Annotated in this window: 16 protein-coding genes; 7 read left to right on the forward strand and 9 right to left on the reverse strand. The window is 42.6% G+C overall.

The window, feature by feature from the left end; genetic code table 11:
* Positions 1-229: 229 nt before the first annotated feature.
* Positions 230-2,896, reverse strand: a complete 2,667-nt coding sequence (locus HUN01_RS24225) for a PAS domain S-box protein (RefSeq protein WP_181928317.1) — start codon at positions 2,894-2,896, stop codon at positions 230-232.
* Positions 2,897-3,197: 301 nt separating this feature from the next.
* On the reverse strand, positions 3,198-5,009 hold the full coding sequence (gene lepA / locus HUN01_RS24230) for a translation elongation factor 4 (RefSeq protein ID WP_181928318.1): 1,812 nt from the start codon (positions 5,007-5,009) through the stop codon (positions 3,198-3,200).
* A 558-nt stretch (positions 5,010-5,567) separates the two neighbouring features.
* Between lepA and HUN01_RS24235 the strand changes: the two genes are divergently transcribed.
* The 4 genes from HUN01_RS24235 (at position 5,568) to HUN01_RS24250 (ending at position 10,858) form a co-directional block, all read left to right on the forward strand.
* Positions 5,568-5,804 carry a hypothetical protein gene (locus HUN01_RS24235; RefSeq protein WP_181928319.1) on the forward strand — a complete coding sequence of 79 codons (237 nt, stop codon included), beginning with the start codon at positions 5,568-5,570 and terminating at the stop codon, positions 5,802-5,804.
* A 173-nt stretch (positions 5,805-5,977) separates the two neighbouring features.
* On the forward strand, positions 5,978-7,747 hold the full coding sequence (locus HUN01_RS24240; protein ID WP_181928320.1) for an ATP-binding protein: 1,770 nt from the start codon (positions 5,978-5,980) through the stop codon (positions 7,745-7,747).
* A 528-nt stretch (positions 7,748-8,275) separates the two neighbouring features.
* Complete coding sequence (locus HUN01_RS24245; RefSeq protein ID WP_012408256.1) at positions 8,276-8,506, forward strand: NifU family protein; 231 nt, start codon at positions 8,276-8,278, stop codon at positions 8,504-8,506.
* Between the two features lie 117 nt (positions 8,507-8,623).
* Positions 8,624-10,858 (forward strand): glycoside hydrolase family 57 protein, encoded by a 2,235-nt coding sequence (locus tag HUN01_RS24250; RefSeq protein ID WP_181928321.1) that lies wholly within the window; start codon positions 8,624-8,626, stop codon positions 10,856-10,858.
* Between the two features lie 336 nt (positions 10,859-11,194).
* Here HUN01_RS24250 and HUN01_RS24255 read toward each other — a convergent pair whose 3' ends face one another.
* From HUN01_RS24255 to HUN01_RS24275, 5 genes are all read right to left on the reverse strand, one after another.
* On the reverse strand, positions 11,195-12,700 hold the full coding sequence (locus tag HUN01_RS24255) for an NB-ARC domain-containing protein (protein ID WP_181928322.1): 1,506 nt from the start codon (positions 12,698-12,700) through the stop codon (positions 11,195-11,197).
* Positions 12,701-12,713: 13 nt separating this feature from the next.
* Positions 12,714-13,052, reverse strand: coding sequence for a hypothetical protein (locus HUN01_RS24260; protein ID WP_181928323.1), 339 nt, complete (start codon positions 13,050-13,052; stop codon positions 12,714-12,716).
* A gap of 87 nt (positions 13,053-13,139) precedes the next feature.
* Positions 13,140-13,529, reverse strand: a complete 390-nt coding sequence (locus tag HUN01_RS24265) for a type II toxin-antitoxin system VapC family toxin (protein ID WP_181928324.1) — start codon at positions 13,527-13,529, stop codon at positions 13,140-13,142.
* A complete protein-coding gene (locus tag HUN01_RS24270) occupies positions 13,526-13,768 on the reverse strand; it encodes a hypothetical protein (RefSeq protein WP_181928325.1) in 243 nt (80 codons plus the stop codon). The genes HUN01_RS24265 and HUN01_RS24270 overlap by 4 nt, the downstream gene beginning before the upstream one ends.
* A 154-nt stretch (positions 13,769-13,922) precedes the next feature.
* Positions 13,923-15,479, reverse strand: coding sequence for a GmrSD restriction endonuclease domain-containing protein (locus tag HUN01_RS24275; RefSeq protein WP_181928326.1), 1,557 nt, complete (start codon positions 15,477-15,479; stop codon positions 13,923-13,925).
* Between the two features lie 201 nt (positions 15,480-15,680).
* Here HUN01_RS24275 and HUN01_RS24280 point away from each other — a divergent pair, with 201 nt between their 5' ends.
* A complete protein-coding gene (locus tag HUN01_RS24280) occupies positions 15,681-18,173 on the forward strand; it encodes a VIT domain-containing protein (RefSeq protein ID WP_181928327.1) in 2,493 nt (830 codons plus the stop codon).
* On the opposite strand, the gene HUN01_RS36240 is transcribed toward HUN01_RS24280, so the two are convergent.
* Positions 18,150-18,281, reverse strand: coding sequence for a hypothetical protein (locus HUN01_RS36240; RefSeq protein ID WP_257798002.1), 132 nt, complete (start codon positions 18,279-18,281; stop codon positions 18,150-18,152). The genes HUN01_RS24280 and HUN01_RS36240 overlap by 24 nt on opposite strands.
* Positions 18,282-18,352: 71 nt before the next feature.
* A complete protein-coding gene (locus HUN01_RS24285; protein ID WP_181928328.1) occupies positions 18,353-20,455 on the reverse strand; it encodes a vWA domain-containing protein in 2,103 nt (700 codons plus the stop codon).
* Between the two features lie 376 nt (positions 20,456-20,831).
* Between HUN01_RS24285 and HUN01_RS24290 the strand changes: the two genes are divergently transcribed.
* Positions 20,832-21,887, forward strand: a complete 1,056-nt coding sequence (locus HUN01_RS24290; RefSeq protein WP_181932800.1) for a glutathione S-transferase family protein — start codon at positions 20,832-20,834, stop codon at positions 21,885-21,887.
* A 52-nt stretch (positions 21,888-21,939) separates the two neighbouring features.
* On the forward strand, positions 21,940-22,824 hold the full coding sequence (locus tag HUN01_RS24295) for an aspartoacylase (RefSeq protein WP_181928329.1): 885 nt from the start codon (positions 21,940-21,942) through the stop codon (positions 22,822-22,824).
* Positions 22,825-23,074 lie beyond the last annotated feature (250 nt).

The raw sequence follows: 23,074 nt of genomic DNA on the forward strand, positions 1-23,074 counted from the left end.
TTATCAACTGTGGGCTAGGGATAGAAGGCAAGGTATGATACTAATTCGTAATTTAAGATAATTGAGCGCCAGTTTTGGAACTCAGATTTTAATGGTATTATATTTAGCGTCTTGACCATCAATGCCATAAGCGAAAACCAAAGGGAATGTAAGACTTTCTAGTACTACGGAGTCCTGGAGGCTATTCCCGATGAATTTGGAAGCTACGTCCGTTTTACGGCGAGGTAGTTCACGAAGGGGTAACGACGCAAACAGCATGAACTTGATCGCGTCCTTGCTGTTTGGCTATATAAAGTGCTTTGTCTGCTGCATTAATTAAGTCTGGCGGTGAAATTTCGCAATTTGGCACAATGCTGACAACACCTAGACTCACGGTAACGCGATCGCACACACGAGACTGAGTATGGGGAATAGCTAAGTCGCATACTGCTTGTCGAATAGTTTGAGCTAGATGGATTGCTCCTTGAATCTCTGTATTAGGCAGAATCACAGCAAATTCTTCCCCACCGTAACGGGCGACTAAATCGGCTGGACGCTTAACAATATTTTTGAGGGCACTTGCCAATTGCCGCAAACAATCATCTCCTGCTAAATGACCATAGCTATCATTGTAAAGTTTAAAAAAATCGACATCGAACAAAATTAAAGATAATGGCACTTGCTCACGTTTGAGTCGCTGCCACTCAGTTTCAAGATACTCATCAAATCGGCGGCGATTAGCTATTTGAGTCAAACCATCTAGGGTAGCCAATCTGTGTAGTTCTTCATTGGCAGCTTGTACTTGCTGGTAAAGTACAGATTGATGAATCGCGATCGCTACCTGACTTGCTAACTGTTGCAACAAATTAACTTCAAAGGCTTGCCAGTAACGAGGTGCGGCACACTGGTGAGCAATCAGTAAACCCCATAGATGCTCTCCATTCAAAATCGGTGTTATTATAGCAGCCTTAATTTGATAGAGTTGTAATAACTCAAAAAGATCGGCTGAAAAATCAGACTCCTGAATATCATGGAAGACTTTAGGTAATCCCTGGTAATAGTCGCTAAAATCTTGGTTGAGCGAAAATGGGTGCATTGTCAATTCTAATCTCTGGGGGTAGTCATCAGCCAATGACTCCGCCGCAAAATTGCCACTTCCGTCAGGTTCTAACTGGTAGATAGCTACGGAATCTGAACCCAAACACTGGCGAATACTGTTGACTGTTGTATTCAGAACCTCTTCCAAATTCAGTGATTGCCGAATCTGTTGAGTTACTTGAGTAATTAGCCGTTCACCTTCTGCTTGTTGTCGTAGCATTGCTTCGGCTTGTTTGCGAGTGTTAATGTCTTCTACTGAGCCAAGAATCTGCGTCGGACTACCGTTAGCATCTCTGGCAAATACGACTTCTCGTGTATTTAGCCAACGCCAATCCCCATTTTTGTGTCGAAATCGATATTCGGTGGAAAGAACTTCATTGTCTTGCAGATTGACGAAGCGACTTGGTATGTCATAGCAGAGATGTCGGTCGTCTGGATGAAAGCAATTTATGAACCACTGCGGATCTGCTTGACAAATTTCCTCTGGGGAGTAGCCTAAAACTGTCACACTTTTCTCATTAAGATAAATGCTCGTTCCTTTTAAGAGGTCAAACAAATACAAAATATGCGGTACGGTATTAGCAACCTTTTGGAGAAAGTCTTGACTTGAGCGCAATGCTTCTTCAGCTTTGTGGCGTTCGCGCAGCGCTGCTTGATATTCACTAATATCTCGTCCCTCAGAAATTAGTAGTGTCACACGCCCTGCTTCATCAAGTATGGGACGTAGTGAGAAATCAATCGTGATAATTTGATGATCTCGACCTAAAACGTCAACTTCATAGCGAATAGGTTGACCATTAGCAACAGCAGCGATCGCAGTTTTTAATTGCTCTTGTGTCTCTAAGGAAATTGTCCACCATTTTGCTTCCCAAAATGGCTTACCTACCACTTCTTCTCGACTAATCCCAGCAAAATCCAACGCTGTTTGGTTCGCTTCTAATACTATTCCATTCGGCTCAAGCAATCCGATAAACTGAATGGTTTGATTGAAAATCGCCCGGAATTTTTGCTCATTTTCACTTAGAGCTTGTTCTACCCGTTTACGATCGGTAATATCTCGTCCAACAGATTGAAGTTCTACAATCGTACCTTGGTCATCAAATATCCCTCGAATAATCCACTGCGTCCACCGCACCCCTTGGCAAGCTACAGCGCGATTTTCAATGGTGATAACGGGATTTTCTAAGCTGATGGAATTTACCAGACTAAACACACGTTCTTGGTCTTCCTCAAACACAACAGGTTTGTAGTGCTGACCGATAATTTTGTCTCGCTCCAGTCCAAAAAATCGACAGTAAGCTTCATTAACAAAGGTAAAAGTGCCATCTGGTAAGCCTCTAGCAATCAGTTCCGTTTGGTCTTCGAGGATGGCACGAGAACGCGCTTCGCTCTCTTGCAGTGCAGCTTCTACTTGTTTACGAGCGCTAATATCAAACAATAAACCCTGAAGTACCTGAGTTTGTCCATCGGCATCCAGAACGAGATTAGCTTGATTTCGTACCCAAATTATTCTGCCATCCCGCCTAATCATGCGATACTCGATGCTCAAAGGCTCTCCAGTAGCAATCGTAGCGTTTACAGCTTGCCAAAAGCGATCGTGATCGTCTGGATGAGTGTAATCTAACCAACTATTCAAGAAATCAGGATTCCAGTCTTCGGGAACAATGCCCAATAATTGTTGCAGTTGCGGACTAATATAAGCTTTTTTTACAGTGGTATTTATTGGTGAGATATAAACAACGCCCGGAATTTGTTCTACCAGAGTGCGATACTTTTGTTCTGCCTCAGAGAGTTTTTCTTGGGCCCGCTTGCGACTCATGATGTTTTGAATTTCTACAATAAAGTATATTTTGCTGTTAGAAATCCCGCACTAGGGGCACACTCAAGGATGGTTGAGCCAACAGTGAGTCAGTCTGGCTTTGTGAAAGCACTTGAAGCTGCTGTTGACAGCCTGTGTAATTAAAATTAAAGAATACAGAATTCAGAATACAGAATTCAGAATAAGGAAACTATGGTGAGGGAATATAAAATATCACAGTCAGATAATCGCGTACTTGCTACCACTGCACTATCCGCCACTTGCACTCCCATTCATTCTGAATTCTGACTCCGGAATTCTATTAGTTTTGATCCAAGCGCAGTACTGCCATAAAAGCTTCCTGGGGTACATCGACAGTACCTACAGATTTCATCCGCTTTTTACCTTTTGCTTGCTTCTGTAAAAGTTTCTTCTTCCGACTGATGTCACCACCGTAGCACTTGGCTAGTACATCTTTCCGCAAGGCGGGGATATGTTCGCTGGCGATAACTTTACTACCAATAGATGCCTGAATTGGTACTTTGAATTGATGGCGGGGAATTAGTTCCTTGAGTTTTTCTGCCATTGCCCGCCCGACATTGTAAGCTTTATCTCGATGCACAATCATCGCCAAGGAATCTACGGGATCGCCGTTAATCATGATATCCAGCTTCACCAAAGGATTTTCACGGTAGCCGATGATGTGATATTCCATACTGGCATAACCGCGCGATCGCGACTTCATTTGATCAAAAAAGTCAGTTACAACTTCCGCCAAGGGGAGTTCGTAAGTAAGGGTGGTTCGTCCTTGGGCGAGATATTTCATATCTTTGAAGATGCCACGGCGATTTTGTGACAACTCCATCAAAGCGCCGACATAAGTTTCCGGCGTAATCATCTCGACTTGAACGTAGGGTTCTTCAATTCTTTCGCGATCGTTGGGAGAAGGCAAGCGACTAGGATTATCGATGTACAGTTCCTCACCTTTGAGGGTGATCACCTTATAAACCACCGAGGGGGCTGTAATGATTAAATCTAGGTTATACTCTCGCTCTAGACGTTCCTGGACAATTTCCATGTGCAGCAAACCCAAGAACCCACAACGGAAGCCAAACCCCATCGCGCTAGAAGTTTCTGGTTCGTAGTGCAGCGCGGCATCGTTGAGTTCCAGCTTTTCCAAGGCTTCCCGCAAATCTTCAAATTGGTCAGCATCAATGGGGAACATCCCGCAAAAAACCATTGGGTTCGCTTCTGCGTACCCTGGTAAAGGTGACTCCGCTTTCGCCTTACTTAGGGTAATTGTGTCTCCTACCCGTGCATCAGCTACAGCTTTAATTGCCGCTCCCAAATAGCCTACTTCCCCAGCGTGGAGTTCATCAACTTGCTTTTGAGTCGGAGAAAGAACACCTAACTCATCAATTTCAAATTCTTTACCGGATGCCATTAAATGGATGCGATCGCCTTTTTTCAAAGTGCCATCCATCACCCGGAAATAGACAATTACTCCCCGGTAACTGTCGTAATAGCTATCAAAAATTAACGCTCGTAAGCGTTCATTTATGGTATTGGGTGGTGGCGGTATCCGCTCGACAACTGCTTCTAAAATCTCATCAATACCAATTCCTTCTTTAGCAGAGGCCAGAATTGCACCACTGCAATCTAGACCGATAATTTCTTCAATTTCGCTAATTACCCGTTCTGGTTCTGCCCCAGGCAAATCGATTTTATTCAAAACCGGGATAATTTCCAGGTTACTCTCTAAGGCTAAATATACATTTGCCAAAGTTTGCGCTTCCACACCTTGGGACGCATCTACTACTAATAGCGCTCCTTCGCAAGCAACAAGAGAGCGGGAGACTTCATAAGAGAAATCGACGTGTCCCGGAGTATCAATCAGGTTCAGCACATACTGCTGACCATCCTTAGCTGTGTAGTTCATCCGGGCAGCTTGCAGCTTAATCGTAATGCCGCGCTCCCGTTCTAGATCCATGTTATCGAGAAACTGTTCCTTCATCTGTCGGTCTTCAACAGTGCCAGTAGCTTGTAGCAAGCGATCGGCGAGGGTTGATTTCCCGTGGTCGATGTGAGCAATAATACAAAAATTGCGAATGCGAACTGCGGGAACGTCAGTCATATACTATCTTTGCCTTAGCAGCAACCAAAGTTAAAAGAGCAATTTACTTAATGTATTTTAATGCTTTCTTAGCCAAGACGCTCCGCTTTTAGTGCTGAGTTCCAAGTGCTGAGTGCTGAGTGGGGCAGAGGGGAAAATAACTCTTAACTCTTAACTCAGCACTCAGCACTCAGCACTCCCTTCACTCCATCTTCAACTTTCGATCTAAATAGGTGGACTTTTAAGAATATTATGAAAGTCTATTTGTCGCTGCTAGTATTCAACAGCTAGGAGCGTACAATAAATGTAAATAAGTACATGTAGGGATCATGTAGGGATCATGGGCAATTACGACCCGTAATTACTCAGAATCACTGATTTATCGGCAAAACTTCTAGAGCTATTGTCTAGTCAGTTATATGAAAAATGTGATTTGAAACTTAAAGCCTGTTACTTTGGTGCTATTTCAGGGAACTATGTAACTGTCCCTTTGAAGATTTTTCAGCGAACTAGCCCGAACTATGAATATAACTGCTTTACAAAGCTTTAGACAAAACCAATTCAGAGTATATCAAACCTATGAATATGCAAGAGAAAACTACCGAAGCGGAAAACACACGAACCGATAAGGTAGAAATTGCTGTCCGCCTAGACTCCGAGTTACTAGAGCAAATTCAGCATCTCACCAATGACCCAAGTAAAGTAATTGAGGTGGCGATTCGCCAGTGGTTGCGGGGTGAAATTCTCAGAGATGATGAATTGACGCGCACGCCTGTGCGTACCCCCGTTCCTCCTCGCGGTGAATGGAACGATTGACGCCATTAGTCAGCTGTCAATAGAAATTAAAAAAAGTAAAGTTTGTCAATCTGGTTTCCAGAACACCAAGAAATACCCAATCAAAAACAAAAAAGCTGTAAAAGTTTATGCATAAATTTTAACGGCTTTAGTAAAATTACGGTCGGACACCCTTTGTCTATCCAACTCAATTAATGACTATTACTGCCAATTCCCAATTGCCAAATGTATTTTCCCAAAATCTGGAATCTATTACCAGTAAGACTGATGGCTCATTACCAGCTCTAGGAGCAGAGTTGGTGTATACGCAAGATGGGGCAGGGCGCTATCTGACCTTTTATTGGCAGCACAGCGAACTCCTGGGGTTAAATACTGAAAAAATAGTTGACGAGCTGAACCAGTCCCAAACCTTTGCTCCTGTGGATAAGGTTACTTATTTGGAACGATTGCACCGAATTTTGACGGGTTTGATACCAGAAAGGTTTCAGTGCTGGTTTAGCTATCACCAGGAATTATTTGAGTTGGACTTAGTGATTAGTCCGATTATGCCGAGTTTGGGAACAACTGCCACTACAGTTTTAGTGATGGGACGTTTAGTGCAAGCGACACTCAACAAAAAACAAGTGCGCGTGGCATCAAAAACGCCCACACAAATAGAGTTGGCTTTACGTTCACAGCAACACCAAAAACTGGTAAATCGCATTACCAGAAATATTCGCCGGACATTGGATTTAGATATTATTTGGCAGCAAACAGTTGATAGCTTGGGGAAAGCACTGCGGCTAGAGCGCTGTATTATTTGTCCTTATCAGCCCTCTAGCTCAAAAGTGCAGGTAAAAGCTGAGTATCGCCAGCCAGAACTCAAATCAATGCTTGGTTCAGAAATAGATGTAGTTTCTGAGCCTGCTTTTGCTCAAGCCTTGGCAACCCTAGAACCAGTTGTGATGGAAGTGCCTGGATACACTGGGTCTGGGCGGCAGAAAACTTTAGTGGTTGCAACTTGCTATCAAGACCAAGCCAATGGATTGGTTGCCTTGAATTGGCAGGATGAGTGCTACACATTAACAGAATCGGAATTAGAACTAGCAAAAGAAGCAGCAGATCAATTGGGAACTGCGATCGCACATGCTACTTTATATAAAGAATTAGAAGCAGCGCGTCAAAAAGCCGAAGAAGCTTCCCGCCTTAAAAGCGAGTTTCTGGCTAATGTATCCCATGAAATTCGTACCCCCCTCAACGGCATGATTGGCTTCTTGAAGCTGATTTTGGAAGGGATGGCAGATGACCCAGAAGAACAAAACCAATTTTTGACAGAAGCTCATCAGTTATCCATACATCTGCTGAATATCATTAACGACATTTTGGACATTGCCAAAATTGAAGCTGGCAAAATGGAGCTAGCTTACGCTCCAGTCAAGCTAAATGAGCTATTCAGTGATGTAGAAAGTTTCATGCGTCCCCAAGCAGAAGTGAGAAACCTCAGCTTTGGGATGCAAATGCCTGCCACTTCCGATGAAATCATTGTCCAAAGCAACTACCAACGGTTGCTACAAGTGATGCTCAATTTGGTAGGTAATGCCATCAAATTTACCCATGAGGGCGGCATCACCGTCAGCGCCGATTTAGTACTGAAAAAAGCGAAGCCGAACTTTCAAGGTCAGGAATTTCCTGGCATGGTAAGAGTACGTGTGGCAGACACTGGTATCGGTGTTTCCTTGGATAAACAAGATAAACTGTTTCAATTATTCTCTCAGGTGGATGGCTCCCGCACTCGCCAATATGGCGGCACAGGCTTAGGACTGGCAATATCCCAGAAGTTAGTAGAGGCAATGGGTGGTGAGGTACATTTTTATAGTCTAGGCGAAGGACTTGGCTCAACAGTCACATTCACCGTGCCACTGTATCAACAACCAGTTATGGTTTCATCTAGTGATAGCGACTCAACAAGTAGTGCTGAGTGCTGAGTAATGAGTAATGAGTAATGAGTGCTGAGTGCTGAGTTTGGATACTTGGTAATACTGGGTTTTGAGTTTTAAGCTTTAAAGTTTTTTAGTAATTATTAGTAATTATTGTTTAATAACCATATTAGGCATGGGGCAAAATAGTTCCGAGTTGTGAGTAAGGAATCCTACTCATTACTCATTACTCAGCACTCATTACTCAGCACTCTTGAGGGGTATTGGGAAAAAACCTTCCTTGTTCTCACCTCCTTGCGTTCTCTTCAGTACTTTAAAGGCTAAAGTAGAGTAGGAGGGCTTGCACAACAAATTGTTCAGCTAATCTAATATCAAGTTGCTAAAACCAGCAGTGGTTTAGTCAAAAGTCATTAAAAACTGACACATGACAATCTAGCGGCAATTAGATTTAGGATCGATTTAACAAAGCTGAAAAATAAAATTTTGGATAATGGTTAATGAGCAACGCCGCATCTGGCACAGAGATCATTATTATTCAATGCCCAATGCCCATCATTAACTTAGCAGGTCTAAACTATGGAACTCACAATTGACAACGTTGAAACAGTCTTAGATGAAATGCGCCCTTATCTCATGTCTGATGGCGGCAATGTGGAACTCGTAGAACTCGATGGGCCTGTTGTAAAACTGCGCCTGCAAGGTGCCTGTGGTTCTTGTCCCAGTTCTGCAATGACCCTGAGAATGGGAATTGAGCGCCGCCTTAAGGAAATGATTCCCGAAATTGCAGAAATTGAGCAAGTAGTGTAGAGATTGGGGACTGGGGACTGGGGACTGGGGAAGAATGGATTTTTTCATTCATAATTTATCATTAATACCTAAATCCCTAATTTGTAATCCCCAATTCCTAACCCTTAATTACTCGCTATGTCCCATCCTCTTTACATCGCTTTTATCTGGCATCAACATCAGCCGCTGTACAAATCTCCTGGCAGCGGCGTTTCGCTATCTCCAAGTCAGCAGTACCGTTTACCTTGGGTACGTTTACATGGGACTAAAGATTATTTGGATTTGGTATTGCTATTAGAGCGGTATCCTAAGTTACACCAAACGGTGAATTTAGTACCATCGTTGATATTGCAACTGGAAGATTATATTGCTGGTACTGCTTTTGACCCTTATCTCACAGCCAGCTTGACACCGGATGAACAACTCACCCAGGAACAGCGGGAATTCGTTATCCAACACTTTTTTGATGCCAATCACCACACGCTGATTGACCCCCATCCCCGCTATGCCGAACTGTACCAGCAAAGGCAGGAAAAAGGGCAAGCTTGGTGTTTAGCAAATTGGGAGTTGCCAGATTATGGCGATTTGCTAGCTTGGCACAATTTGGCTTGGATCGATCCGCTGTTTTGGGATGATCCAGAAATTGCTACTTGGTTAAAACAGGGTCGGAATTTTACTTTAAGCGATCGCCAGCGCATTTATTCCAAACAGCGAGAAATTCTCAGCCGGATTATCCCCCAACATCGAAAAATGCAGGAGGCGGGACAGCTAGAAGTTACTACCACGCCTTACACCCACCCGATTTTACCGTTACTCGCTGATACTAACTCTGGTCGGGTCGCTGTGCCTAATATGACACTACCTAAGCAGCGATTTGAGTGGGCAGAAGATATTCCCCGCCACTTGCGGAAAGCTTGGGACTTTTATAAAGACCGCTTTGGACAGATCCCTCGTGGTTTGTGGCCTTCGGAACAATCAGTAAGTCCGGCGACACTTCCACATATTATTGACCAAGGATTTAAGTGGATATGCTCAGATGAAGCCGTCTTAGGGTGGACGCTGAAACACTTTTTTCATCGGGATGGGGCGGGGAATGTGCAGCAACCAGAATTGTTGTACCGACCCTATCGCCTACAAACCGCCGAGGGTGATTTGTCAATTGTGTTTCGTGACCACAGATTATCAGATTTGATTGGCTTTACCTACGGTGCGATGCCAGCAAAACAGGCAGCAGCAGACTTGGTGGGACATTTGCAAGCGATCGCTAAAATGCAAAGAGATAGTCACAGTGATCAACCTTGGCTAGTTACCATCGCCTTGGATGGGGAGAATTGCTGGGAATTTTATCCCCAAGACGGCAAACCTTTCCTAGAAGCTTTATATCAAAGCTTGAGCGATGAACCCCACCTGAAACTCGTCACTGTCTCCGAATTCCTCGAAGAATTTCCAGCCACAGCCACCATTCCCGGAGGGCAACTACATAGTGGTTCTTGGGTGGATGGGAGCTTCACAACTTGGATCGGCGATCCCGCCAAAAATCGTGCTTGGGATTACTTGACAGAAGCCAGGGAAATGCTCGCAAGTCATCCCGAAGCGACGGAAGAAAACAACCCAGAAGCGTGGGAAGCATTATATGCCGCAGAGGGTTCCGACTGGTTTTGGTGGTTTGGTGCAGGACACTCATCAAATCAGGATGCCATCTTTGACCAGTTGTTTCGAGAACACCTGCTTGGCATTTACAAGGCATTAAATGAACCTGTACCGCCCTATCTCAAGCAACCAGTGGAAATCCACGAAGCACAGGGAAGCCATACCCCACAAGGATTTATTCATCCTGTCATTGATGGTAAAGGTGATGAGCAAGACTGGGACAAAGCTGGACGCATAGAAATCGGCGGGGCGCGGGGGACGATGCACAATAGCAGCGTCATCCAGCGACTTTGGTATGGGGTGGATCACCTAAATTTCTATTTGCGCCTGGACTTTAAAGGTGGCGTTGCACCAGGGCGGGGTTTTCCAGCAGAGTTGAATTTGCTTTGGTTCTATCCAGAAAAAACAATGGTCAACAGCCCAGTTCCCTTAGCCGATGTACCAGATGCAGCCCCACTTAATTACCTTTTCCATCATCTTTTGGAAGTTAACTTGCTGACGCAATCGATTCAGTTTCGGGAAGCTGGAGACAATTATCAATGGCAACCCCGTTTCAGTCGCGCTCAAGTAGCTTTAAATAATTGTTTAGAGTTGGCAGTACCGTGGGCAGATTTGCAAGTGCCGCCAGATTATTCCCTGCGCCTGATTTTGGTGCTTGCGGATGAAGGGCGTTTTGCCAACTATTTGCCAGAAAATGCTTTGATTCCCATTGAGGTGCCTTAGAACTCAATATCCTTGGTGTTATTAGACCTCTTGCAAAAGTCCTTAACACCCCAACCCCTCCCCTTGGTAAGCTACGGTGTACACACATCTTTTTGCTGGGTGCAAAATGTGTATTGATCCCCCTAAATCCCCCTTAAAAAGGGGGACTTTGAGAGCTTTTTGCCCCCCTTTTTAAGCAGGGCTGATTCATTCCATTTCAAACAGGATTTGTCAAGATGGTTAGCGAGAAAATTGTAAGTAAGGTTTCTCTCCCCCTGCCTCCCCTGCTCCCCCTGCTCCCCCTGCCTGCCTTAACAGATAAATTTGCTTAACTGAACCGTATTGGTCTATTGGGGGTCATACCAAGTCTATTCCTGAGAGGATTGCTAGATTGCTCCCGATGTAACCCATTGCTAAAGGAGATTGACCTTTTAACAACAACAAAATCTGATTCAGGATTTCTGGAAGAGTTGCACCATAAAAGCGCCAGAGCTTTTTCCCCAGTTGGTTTAAAATGCGATCGCCTGCAATATCGTCAGTACCCGGTCGTAGCAACCAATGGGTTCGCAATATCTGAAAATGACGAATATCATGACTCTGGACGACTTGATGAATCTCTTGGGCAGTATGTTCCACCAATTCATCTGTCACTATTTTCATTACCAGGGGTTGCAATGTAAATGAGGGTTCATAATCGCTGATCCATTTTTCTAAAAGCGATCGCCTTTCTAACCCCACAATCCCCTCTAAAACCATCCCTGGGTCAACGGATATCAGCAAATGGGTTTGCAATCGAGAAAATGAGACAGGTTCTTGCCAAATAGCCAACCAGTAGAGAATGTCTTGCTCTAAGCCGGAAAGTTGCTCAAATTGCTGTTTGAGAATCACACGCAAGCGATCGCCCACAATTAGAGTATTCTGACTTAAAAAAGCAGCAATATTCCCGCCAAATACAGACTGAATCAATGGTGTTACCAGTTTCAGCGCCAAAGGATTACCGCGATAAAGTTGAATTAATGCTGATAACCCCAGTTCTTTGCCTGTAAATTCCCTTGATTGTAATAATTCTACAGCCGCTTTTTTTGGCAACCCTTTGAGATTTAAACACCGAAATGTTTTGCTATTAATTTCGATATTCTTTGGTTGTTCGCGGCTAGTAATGAGAATACAACTTTGATGTCGTTCCCGACTTAATTGTTGGATAAATTGACCATAGCTGAGGTTTTCTGCCTGTGAGAAAATAGCCTCTAGTCCATCCAATACCAACAAACAGTGACGCTTTTGTAACTGCTGTATAAGTTGTACTGTACCTTGTTGAATATTTTGCACAACGCCTTGCTCAAAGGAGTTTAGCAGGCTATTGAGCAGGGAAATGAGAGATGGGGAAGTTTGTAGAGACTTCCAAATTAAACAATCAAATTTTGACTGAATGCGGTCTACTAAAGCCAGTGCTAGGGAGGTTTTGCCAATACCAGCGATACCGTTAATGGTGATTAATTTACAGTTTGGGCTGGTGATCCATTCTTCTAATTGTGCCAATTCCTGATTTCGTCCATAGAAGCTTTCGATATCAGGTGCTTCATTCCAGTCTCGGTAAAGTGTGGGGATGTCTGCAATAGATTCCAAGTCTGCGTGGGATAATTCTGCGATCGCTTCCCAGTTGACAATACCAACAGCTTGACAGATCGCGATGAAAATTTCTCGCTGAATGCGATCGCCTTGCCAAAATCGGCGTAAAGTAGCTCTAGAGGTATGGGCATCTTGCCACCAACGCGCCGTGCTAGTTTTTGTCCAACCTAGACGTTGACGGGATTTGTCTACAATTGCTAATCCTGAATCAGAGGCTTTCAGCGAGTTTGACATAACATCTACAATTTTAGATCCCCGACTTCTTAAAGAAGTCGGGGATCTGGGAATGATTTTCAAACAATTCTAATAAACCAATTGTACCCACAAAAAAAGTATAAATTCCATATTGGATTGGTTTTTGATTTTTCCCAGGTGCATAAAAAGCGGCAATGATTCCTTCAATGAAATGAGCCGACAATGCCAAGTGAGCAATTATCAAAACTGGATTTAAGATAATAGGTAGATGATTGTTAGTTGTTAATGCTTGAATATTCCATAATTCTAAGCCTATTGCAGTTGCGATCGCTACTATAGATATTACTTTTATAACTGGAAATATTTTTTGTTTGATATCTTTTAAATTCATCTTACTCTCCACTATTTTGTTTTAGATATCCCCATTTTGATGAAAAGACAAGTATAGATTATGTAAATTTTACAATCTTACAATTCACTACTTGAGGGTTTGTACATCAGAATAATTAAGAATTTTAGCATCGGCAGTTAACAAAAGACAATTATAATATCTGGCTGTAGCCACAATCATTTGATCAAACGGGTCGTTATGGAATCCATTTAATTGAGTTGAATCAACTATTATCGGCAAAGACAAATTTAATAGTTGTACTCCCGGATAAGCTAAAGCAGCTTCTAGCCATTTATCAATATCTACAGGTAAAACTAGTCGCTTTTTCTCTACCAATTTTGCTACTTCCCAGCAAGAAAGAATGCTGATTCCTAAACCATCAGATTCGTAATCTCGTAACCATTCTTGCTGTTGTTGGGTCAGTCGTGAATCGTTCTGCACCCACCAAACCCAGATATGAGTATCAAGTACAATCATTGCAAAGCTTCCCAATCTTCTAAAGCTACAGGTTCTGTTGGATCTTCATAATGGTATGGCTGTGTATCATGCAAAGGATAAAGATTTGTATTTGATTGGGGTTTTAGTGCTACTTGGTTATCTGGAGTTTTAGCTTCCAGAATAATCACTTCTACAGCGTCCCCTGCATGAAAAGGTAAACCTTGTAGCGTCAGAGTTCCATTTTCAGTTAATACGATTTCTATCTTGTGAGCGATCATAGTTCAACTCCTTTCTTCATAATTAGGATAGGAATGGAATAAGAAATTGCTAACTTAGCTTTCTACTTTATTGCCATAATCTCTGCCAATTTATCACTGAGTTCGCACTAAAATAATTTAATGACTCCGTATTATGTGTGGAAGAAGCAACCACTTAATTTTTATATCCAGTGTTGCAGTATGGATGTGTTATCTGTCCATTATCCACATTTGCTAATCCACCATCTTCTTTACGCTGTATATGATCAATTGAAATAGAGTTTCTATGGATAAGTCCGTTGCAAATTTTACACCTCGGAACATTTTTTAAGGTTTCCTTGATATAAATCTCACTTTTTTTATTTGTATTGAAGTCTTGTGCAGATAAATCTGTTGGCTGACTTATTATCTTACGAACAGTCAAATACTGAAGGTTCGGAGTAGACAACATTTCATCTATAGTTTGTTCAATTGTTTTTCCCGATTTTAAATAGAAAACAGCTTCTTGAAAAAACTTCGATATGTGTTTATAGCTCTTTTGGACAGACCTATATTTCACATAAATCTGCTGAAACAAATAATCATATTCAAGAACTAATTCTTCAAACTTTTCTCTAACTTCAATAAAATGATTAATTTTTTTTATTTTATCTAGCTCTATGACGAAATCAACAATAGATAAAAAAGATACTGTTTTATGTCTTCCTTCTTTTGAATAAAAATAAACAACTGGGTGTAGCCCCAAAGATGAAGGTTTATTACTATTTAATCTATAAGCAATTTTTCTGACATTTTTTAATATTTTGATTGTTTCTTCTCCTGTTGTATCATCATCAATCCCTTTATTGTTAAAATCTATATGATTAACGATATTTACAAAATCTAAAATTAATGGTAGTGTTTGAGCAGAATAAAGCTTACCAGCAACTGGTATATCAAAAGTTTTTATTGGAGTTTGCAGTTTAGGCTCGAAAAGTATTTCATTAATTTCTTTCGCTATTTCTTGTATTTGATTTTGTATTTCAGCTGGAAAAGATGACCAATATTTATGACCTGTACCACTCCTAATAATTGCACGTGCAGCTATGCTATTTGGTTTCCTTCTAGATTCAAGCAGCTGTAGCTCAGTTTTATCAATTAAAGTAGCTTGTTGATTAATCTTGAAAAAAGAATTTTCGGCTTTACTTGCATCACCTTCAACCCATTGAACCTGAATTGCCAACACTGATAAATTTTGAGCAGATTTGACAATTTCAGGTTTAAATTTGTCAGGATGTTTTAGAGCTAAATTGACATCACTATATGAACCGATGTTTTTATTAACTACTTTCCTCGTTTCTTGAGCAATCTTTATTTGTTCATCAGGAATTATACCGTCATAAAATATTTTAGATGTTGTTCCATCACCATAATCATCATTTACCCAAGCAGCTAAAGCACTTAACCTATGGCTGCCATCAATTACAAACAAATATCCGGCTGTACTTCGCCATAGAATAATCGCTGGTATTAAATCACCATCTATAAAACTTTTTATAAAATCACAAACTTTTGTCTTATCCCATTCGTTAGTTTCTCTTTGAAAGTCGGGTTTGCGGATGTTTAAGAAGAAAAATGAATCTGTTTTAATATCTTCAATAGAAATTGTTTCTTTCTTCTTACCTGGATTACTATTTTCTCCTACCTCGAAATCTTCTCGTGGAATCAGTGCGTCCAAATTAACTTTAGTCATTACGTTTTTAATTTTTTCTTGATGGTCAATAATGAGTATATATAAGTAACTTTACTTATCATTTAATATCATAGCAGAAATATAAAGTAGCATTTCCACTAAACCCATCACTGAGCCAATAACTGAGCACAAAACTGAGCATATCTCCCAAAAAAAACCGCCTACGCTAGAGACAGCAAACAAAAGCGCCAGGTAAAAATTATGACTCAAACTCTAGAACAACAACCCAGTGGTTTATATCTGCAAAACTCCAACCAACAGATTGCCTTTCCCCTCAAACACACCGAGGTAAAAGCCAAAATCGCTGGTAACATCTCACGGGTGGAAGTTACCCAAAGCTTTGAAAATCCCTTTACCACAAGCCTAGAAGCCGTTTATATCTTCCCCTTACCCGATGAAGCTGCCGTTGATGATATGCTAATTCGCATAGGCGATCGCACAATTCAAGGCAGCATCAAAAAACGCCAAGAAGCTGTAGCCATCTACGAACAAGCCAGAAAACAAGGACACACAGCCGGACTCCTCGAACAAGAACGAGACAATATCTTCACCCAATCCCTGGCGAACATCAAACCAGGTGAACAAATTGATGTGATTATTCGCTACAGCGACAGCCTAAAATTTGAGGGGGGAAATTACGAATTCGTCTTCCCGATGGTTGTTGGCCCCCGTTACATTCCCGGAATCACCATCGCAGAAGATGCAGTCGGGGGTGGTTCAGCTATTGCACCCATGACTTTAAATCAAGATACCGATTTAGTTTCAGATGCTTCCCGCTTGAATGCTCCCATTTTACCGTCGGGGATGCGCTCAAGTCATGATATTAATGTCACCATCGAAATTAATGCTGGCGTTGAGATTCAGGATATTAACTCACCCTCTCACCAAATCCAAATCATCCGTGAAGAACAGTTAGTAAATGTCAAACTAGGAGGTGGAGACACCATACCCAATAAAGACCTAATTTTACGCTATCAAGTTAGCAATAATAAAATTCAAACAACCACGCTCACCCAAGCCGATGAACGGGGTGGACACTTCGCACTATACCTGATTCCCGCCCTTGAGTACCGTCCCGAAGAGATTGTCGCCAAAGATATGGTGTTTCTCATCGACTCCTCCGGTTCTCAAAGTGGCGAACCACTGATGCAATGTCAGGAATTGATGCGCCGTTTTATCAATGGACTCAATCCCGACGACACCTTTAACATTATTGATTTTTCCGATACCACACAGCAACTTTCACCCGTTCCCCTCTCCAACACTTCGCAAAATCGCTCATTAGCAATCAACTATATCAATCGCTTAAACGCTGGCGGGGGAACAGAGATGTTAGGCGGTATTCGCACTGTCTTAAACTTAAAAACCACAAATCCGGGACGCTTGCGAAATATTGTTTTACTAACTGATGGTTATATCGGCAACGAAAACCAAATTTTAGCTGAAGTTAAACAGCGTCTCCAGCCAGGAACCCGCCTTCATAGCTTTGGTGCAGGTAGTTCGGTGAATCGTTTCTTACTCAATCGGATTGCAGAATTAGGACGGGGTATTGCTCGGATTATTCGCCATGATGAACCTGTAGATGAGGTGGTAGAAAAATTCTTCCGCCAAATCAATAATCCAGTCCTCGCCAATATTCAATTGCAATGGGAAGGTGATGGGGAATCTCCAATTATGTATCCTTCTACACCACCAGATTTATTTGCAGAGCAACCATTAGTGCTATTTGGACGCAAATCAGACGCGCATTCTGGAAAGTTGCACATCTCTGGCATTGCTGCGGGTGGTAGGCGTTATCAGTACAGTTTTCACCTGAATTTTCCCCAAACAGGTAATCCTGCGATCGCTCAACTTTGGGGACGTTCCCGCATCAAGGATTTAATGAATCAAATGGTGAGTGGAGACACAAAGGGAGGTGTGGAAGCAGTGACAGATACGGCTCTGGCTTATCAACTGTTATCGCAATATACCGCTTTTGTTGCCGTCAGTGATGAGATCAGAGTCAATCCCAACCAGGATTTCATATCTGTGCAAGTACCTGTAGAAATCCCTGAAGCCATCAGCCATGAGGGTATCTTTGGTAACGCTGTTGCTGCTGCTCCTAGCGGTGCAATGGTAAACCAGCCAATGGTAAGGCGAAGCCGGGAAGCAAAGAAACAATCTGCACCACCGCCAATGTCTGCACCTGCTCCAGCAAAACCAATGCCACGCTTTGAAGAAATGGAATCATTAGCGATGGAACATGATATTCCAGCATCAGAGCCAGAAATCGGATTTGCAGATGTAGATGAATTTAGTAATCTTGAGCGCTTTTCATTATTTTCTGAACAATTGATGCCACAGCTTGAAGAGATGAACTTAGATGATCAGTTGGAAGATTTAAAAGCCTTACAGAGAGAAGAATCTTCTATACCTCATCTACAGATTGTGAGCTTCACAGGATTAGATCAACAGATGATTTATCTACTGACTCAATACTTGCAAGCAATTCAACTCCCTAGAGGTTTCGGTGGTGATTTGGTGTTTGAATTTCAGGTTAACCAGGGACGGGTAAAACAGTTAATGCTAGATGATGAGGCTTCATCCTTGAAGGAACAGACGGTGATTGAATTAATTAGGCGATCGCTTTTAGCTTGGCTACCTTCCCAAACCTTCACCAGTACAGTGCTGTTAACACTTCGCATTCAAGCATAACAGTAGAGAGCGATCGCCTTTGATGTCTGCAATCAAACAGGCGATCGCTTTTTTGGTGTAGGTTGTACAGCCGTAGTCACACAGATTAGGACAGTGTTGATTGCTCAAAGTCTTGAAACAACTGGGTTTTTACTCAGCACTCAGCACTCAGCACTCAGCTATACACCACTCTCTACTCCCTACTCCCTACTTCCCGTCCTCGTCATCAACCCCTTAGATTGTTCCACCAGGCGGATAAACTCACCCCGATAGCCCTCCTGGTCTTCCCCTTTCCCTTGGGTTGCCAACTTCATCACCAAATCAAAATTAGCATTCCCCTTATACTCAGAGTCACGCAGCAGCATCCCAAAAGTTGCCACCGCAGCAGCAAATCTCAGGTTTGTGGAGGGTATCTGATCGGCTCTCAAATCATCATCTTGGATGGTTTGGGTAATTAGTTGACTGGTGCTGTCCTGGGGCAATTTATAGCGCAGTTTCACCTGCATTAACTCATTACCAGCAGCATCCGAGGCAGTTTCACCAGAACGCTGATATCGCAAGGGGTCTATCTCCGGTAGTTTCACATCGCTTTTCGTGCCGGTGGGAATTATTTCATAAAGCGCTGTCACAGAATGACCAGCCCCAATATCCCCTGCATCTTTCTTGTCGTCATTGAAATCCTGGTTTTGCAGCAGGCGGTTTTCGTAGCCAATCAAGCGATATGCCTGAACTTTCGCCGGATTAAATTCCACCTGAATTTTCACATCCTTGGCAATGGTAAACAGAGTTCCCCTCAGATCATTAACTAAAACCTTTTTGGCTTCCAATAGGGTATCGATGTAAGCGTAGTTGCCATTACCCTTATCAGCCAGTTGCTCCATTTTTCCGTCCTTATAATTGCCAGTGCCAAATCCCAACACCGTCAGGAAAATTCCCTGATCTCGCTTTTGTTCAATTAATCGCGTCAGTTCGGCATCACTAGAAACCCCGACGTTAAAATCTCCATCGGTAGCTAAAATTACTCTATTATTACCAGACTTGAGGAAGCTTTGTTTAGCTATTTTGTAGGCTAGTTCAATGCCCTGACCGCCAGCAGTGGAGCCTCCAGCTTCCAAGCGGTCAATCGCCGCCAGAATCTTCGATTTCTGACTACCAGGAGTAGCAGGTAATACCAATCCAGCGTTCCCAGCGTAAACTACCAAACTTACCCGATCTTCAGGACGCAGTTTATTCACCAGCAATTTTAGGGACTGTTGCACCAAGGGTAATTTGTTGGGGTCATCCATAGAACCGGAGACATCAATCAGAAATACTAGGTTGCTGGGTGGTAAGGTTTCACTCTCTAGGCGTTTACCTTGCAAACCCACCTGTACCAGCTTGTGTTGAGGATTCCAGGGAGCAGCAGCCAATTCAGTGGTGACGGAAAAAGGGCGTTGGCTCTGCCTACCGTCGGCATCGCCTTTTGGTTGGGGATAATTATAGGTAAAATAGTTGATCAATTCCTCAATTCGCACTGCATCCTTGGGTGGTAATTCCCCTTGAGTAATAAACCGTCGCACGTTGCTGTAGGATGCTGTATCTACATCAATCGAAAAGGTGGAAAGGGGTTCATTACCGACGCGATGAAAAGGATTATCGTCAATCCGATTGTAGTTTTCTGTATTGAATCTGCTACCTGTTTGTGGTTCCGGGGCAACCCTTCCAATAGTGCTACGAGTTTGGCGTGTAGGGCTTACAGGGCGGTTAGAAACTTGATCCTGCACAGATGAGCCAGAGGGAATGCTAAGGGGTGGGGCGGTGGGTACGGGTTGAGTTTTTCGGGTAGACTCGGCTTGAGTACGTTCTCTGGGAGCCTGAGTTGGAGTGACGGGACTACCAGCTTCCAATTCATCTATCTGATTTCTGAGGATTGCTAACTCCGGTGCAAATTCTGACTGCAAGCGTTGTAGGGTTTTCATATCCCCTTGGGTGACTATCTTGGGGTCAGTCGCTATTAGCTCATTGCTCCGATTCACACAGGCATTCAAGACGGTGGCAAACTCAGCTCGGGTTAGGGGAAGAGTACCAAAGTTTTGGACGGGGACTACACAACTATACTTTTGTACCAATGCCTGGAGTGCTTGGTAGTCAGGGTGATTGGGTAGAATGGAGCTTGTTGGGGTAGAACTGGGAGGAGTCTGATTAGCTGGAACCGCAACCGTAGCAGACTGACGTAAGATTGCAATTCCTACTGACGGTATCAATAACAACAGTACTACAATACTAACTCGCTGCCACATTTTGGACGGAATCGGGTAAGACATGGCTAAATCCTCACACTAAATTTGTGTATCAGCTCAAAACCTTGTGGGATGTGTGGAAGCCCTATCTTTTTGTACAGGGTTGCTGAAATTTCAAGTTTCCACTTACCTAGAATAGTCTTGAGCAGCCTGGGATTTCATAACCGTTGCAGTTTTGGTAACTGTAGCAGATACAACACTAAACATTCCGGTCTACCATCAGGGGAAAGGAAACCCAACCTTAAAAGCCCACGAACTCATAGATGCAATAGTTCAGGCAAAGCGTAGTAGAGTAAAGTAAGAAATCTCAAGGTGCGTGTAGGCATGGAAACCTACAGATTATAAATTGAACACCACATACAGTGGTAACGTCGATCGCTCCCAAAGCAAGAGTGTCGCCATGACTAACTCAACTCCAATGGATGACGATAAAAATCTCCCCAAGAAGAAGGGCAGGACACTTCCTCCAAAGCTGATCATTTGGCTGGGAAAGTTTGTCTGGACGACTATGTGGCAAATAATGATGTCCCAGCTTGCTCCTAGCAATAAGTCGGGAGCATATATTCGTCCTAATAGCCAGTTTCGGAAGTTCATTGGTACAGAGTCAGGGAATCCACACCCACCATCCGTTGGGCGCTACAAACTCTATGTTGGGCTGGGCTGTCCTTGGGCGCACCGAACCTTGGTTGTGCGATCGCTGAAAAAACTCGAAGCGGTAATATCAGTATGTATTGTCTCTCCTTCTCCCATTGAAGGCGGTTGGATATTCAACGAAGAAGAAGAAGGTTGCCGCACACTAGTTGAATTTTATCAGCGGGCAGAACCCGGCTACAGCGGACGCTTTACAGTTCCAATTTTATGGGATAACCAAACCAAAACCATTGTCAACAATGAGAGTTCAGAGATTATCGTGATGCTGAACTCTCAGTTTAACGAGTTCGCCAACAATCCCACGCTTGATCTTTACCCAGAAGCACTCAAAGAGAAAATTGACTGGTGGAATGAGAAGATTTATCACGCCGTAAATAACGGTGTATATCGTTGCGGCTTTGCCCAGACTCAAGAAGCATATAATCAAGCCTGTAATGAATTGTTCACAACTCTTGATGAGATTGACATAGCATTGCAGACTAATCGATATCTGTGCGGAGATAATCTCACACTCGCAGATGTGCGTTTATTCACCACGTTATTTCGGTTTGATAGTGCCTACTACGGTTTATTTAAATGTAATCGGCGGCGAATTCGAGACTATCAGAACTTGGGAGTTTACCTAAGTGATTTATATCAGCTTCCAGGTGTTGCTGACACCTGCGACTTAGAAACTGTGAAGCACGACTACTACGGAAACCTATTCCCACTCAATCCTGGCGGGATTATTCCCGATGGGCCTGATATGTCCTATCTTAATCAACCACACGATCGCGATCGCATCGGCAAAGTTAATGCTTCATAAGGTACATTGAGAATTGATACCTCGATGACTGCATTCTAGAGTTGGTGTAATCGTGAACCAGATTAATCGAGTTGCAATTGTCGGCGGAACTCATGGCAATGAGTTTACAGGAGCCTACCTGAGCCAAAAATTTGCCCAGTTTCCCAATTTAATTACTAGACCAAGTTTTGAGACAGTCACCCTGTTAGCAAATCCTCATGCTTTTGCAGCAGGGAGGCGATATGTAGAGAAGGATTTAAATCGTTGTTTTCTCAAGCAAGATTTACAAAATCCGAGTCTGAACAGTTACGAAGAATTACAAGCGAAATCAATCCAGGATACCCTAGCATCAAACGGGGATAAACAAGCAGATTTCATCTTAGACTTGCACAGCAGTACAGCTAATATGGGTCTGACAATTATTTTGGTAAATAGTCATCCCTTAAACTTGAAATTGGCTGCTTATCTAAGCCATGTCAGCCCTTTGGTGAAGGTTTATCGCTGCTCTTTTAAATCAATTGAAGAAAACCCATTTGTAAATTCTCTGTGCGAATTAGGCTTTGCGATCGAGGTTGGCCCGATTGCTCAAGGTATTTTAAAAGCGACGCTGTTTCAACAAACAGAAGAACTTGTTCATGCAGTTCTGGACTATTTGGAACAGTTTAACCAGGGTGAAATTCCATCAACTAACGAAACGTTGATTATCTACGATCACTTATCTGTTGTAGACTATCCAAAACAACCGGATGGAACAATCTTTGGGATGATTCATCCAGAACTGCAAGACAAAGATTATCAAGCATTGAACCCAGGAGACCCAATTTTTATAACTTTTGATGATAAAACAATTATTTATGAGGGTGCATCTACCGTTTGGCCGATTTTTATTAATGAGGCAGCTTACTACGAAAAGGGAATTGCAATGTGTTTGACTCAAAGGCAGCAAATTAATATCTAGGATATGGAAAATTTTTTGTATAATTGCTTTTTATTGGAACTAATGATAAAAATTGAGCATCCAAATCATTAATAACTTCTATATATAGCGCGATTGCTAAAACCTACTTATATTAAGTTTAAATGTCTCATGATTATGATATATTAATCACCAGGAATTAAATATCAGGGTAAAAATTTGTCCGTAGGGCTGATAAAATAGGAGTCAGAATTCAGGATTGGTGAATACTCTACCCATAAGGGGATAGAGT

The sequence above is a fragment of the Nostoc edaphicum CCNP1411 genome (assembly GCF_014023275.1).
Taxonomy (GTDB): domain Bacteria; phylum Cyanobacteriota; class Cyanobacteriia; order Cyanobacteriales; family Nostocaceae; genus Nostoc; species Nostoc edaphicum_A.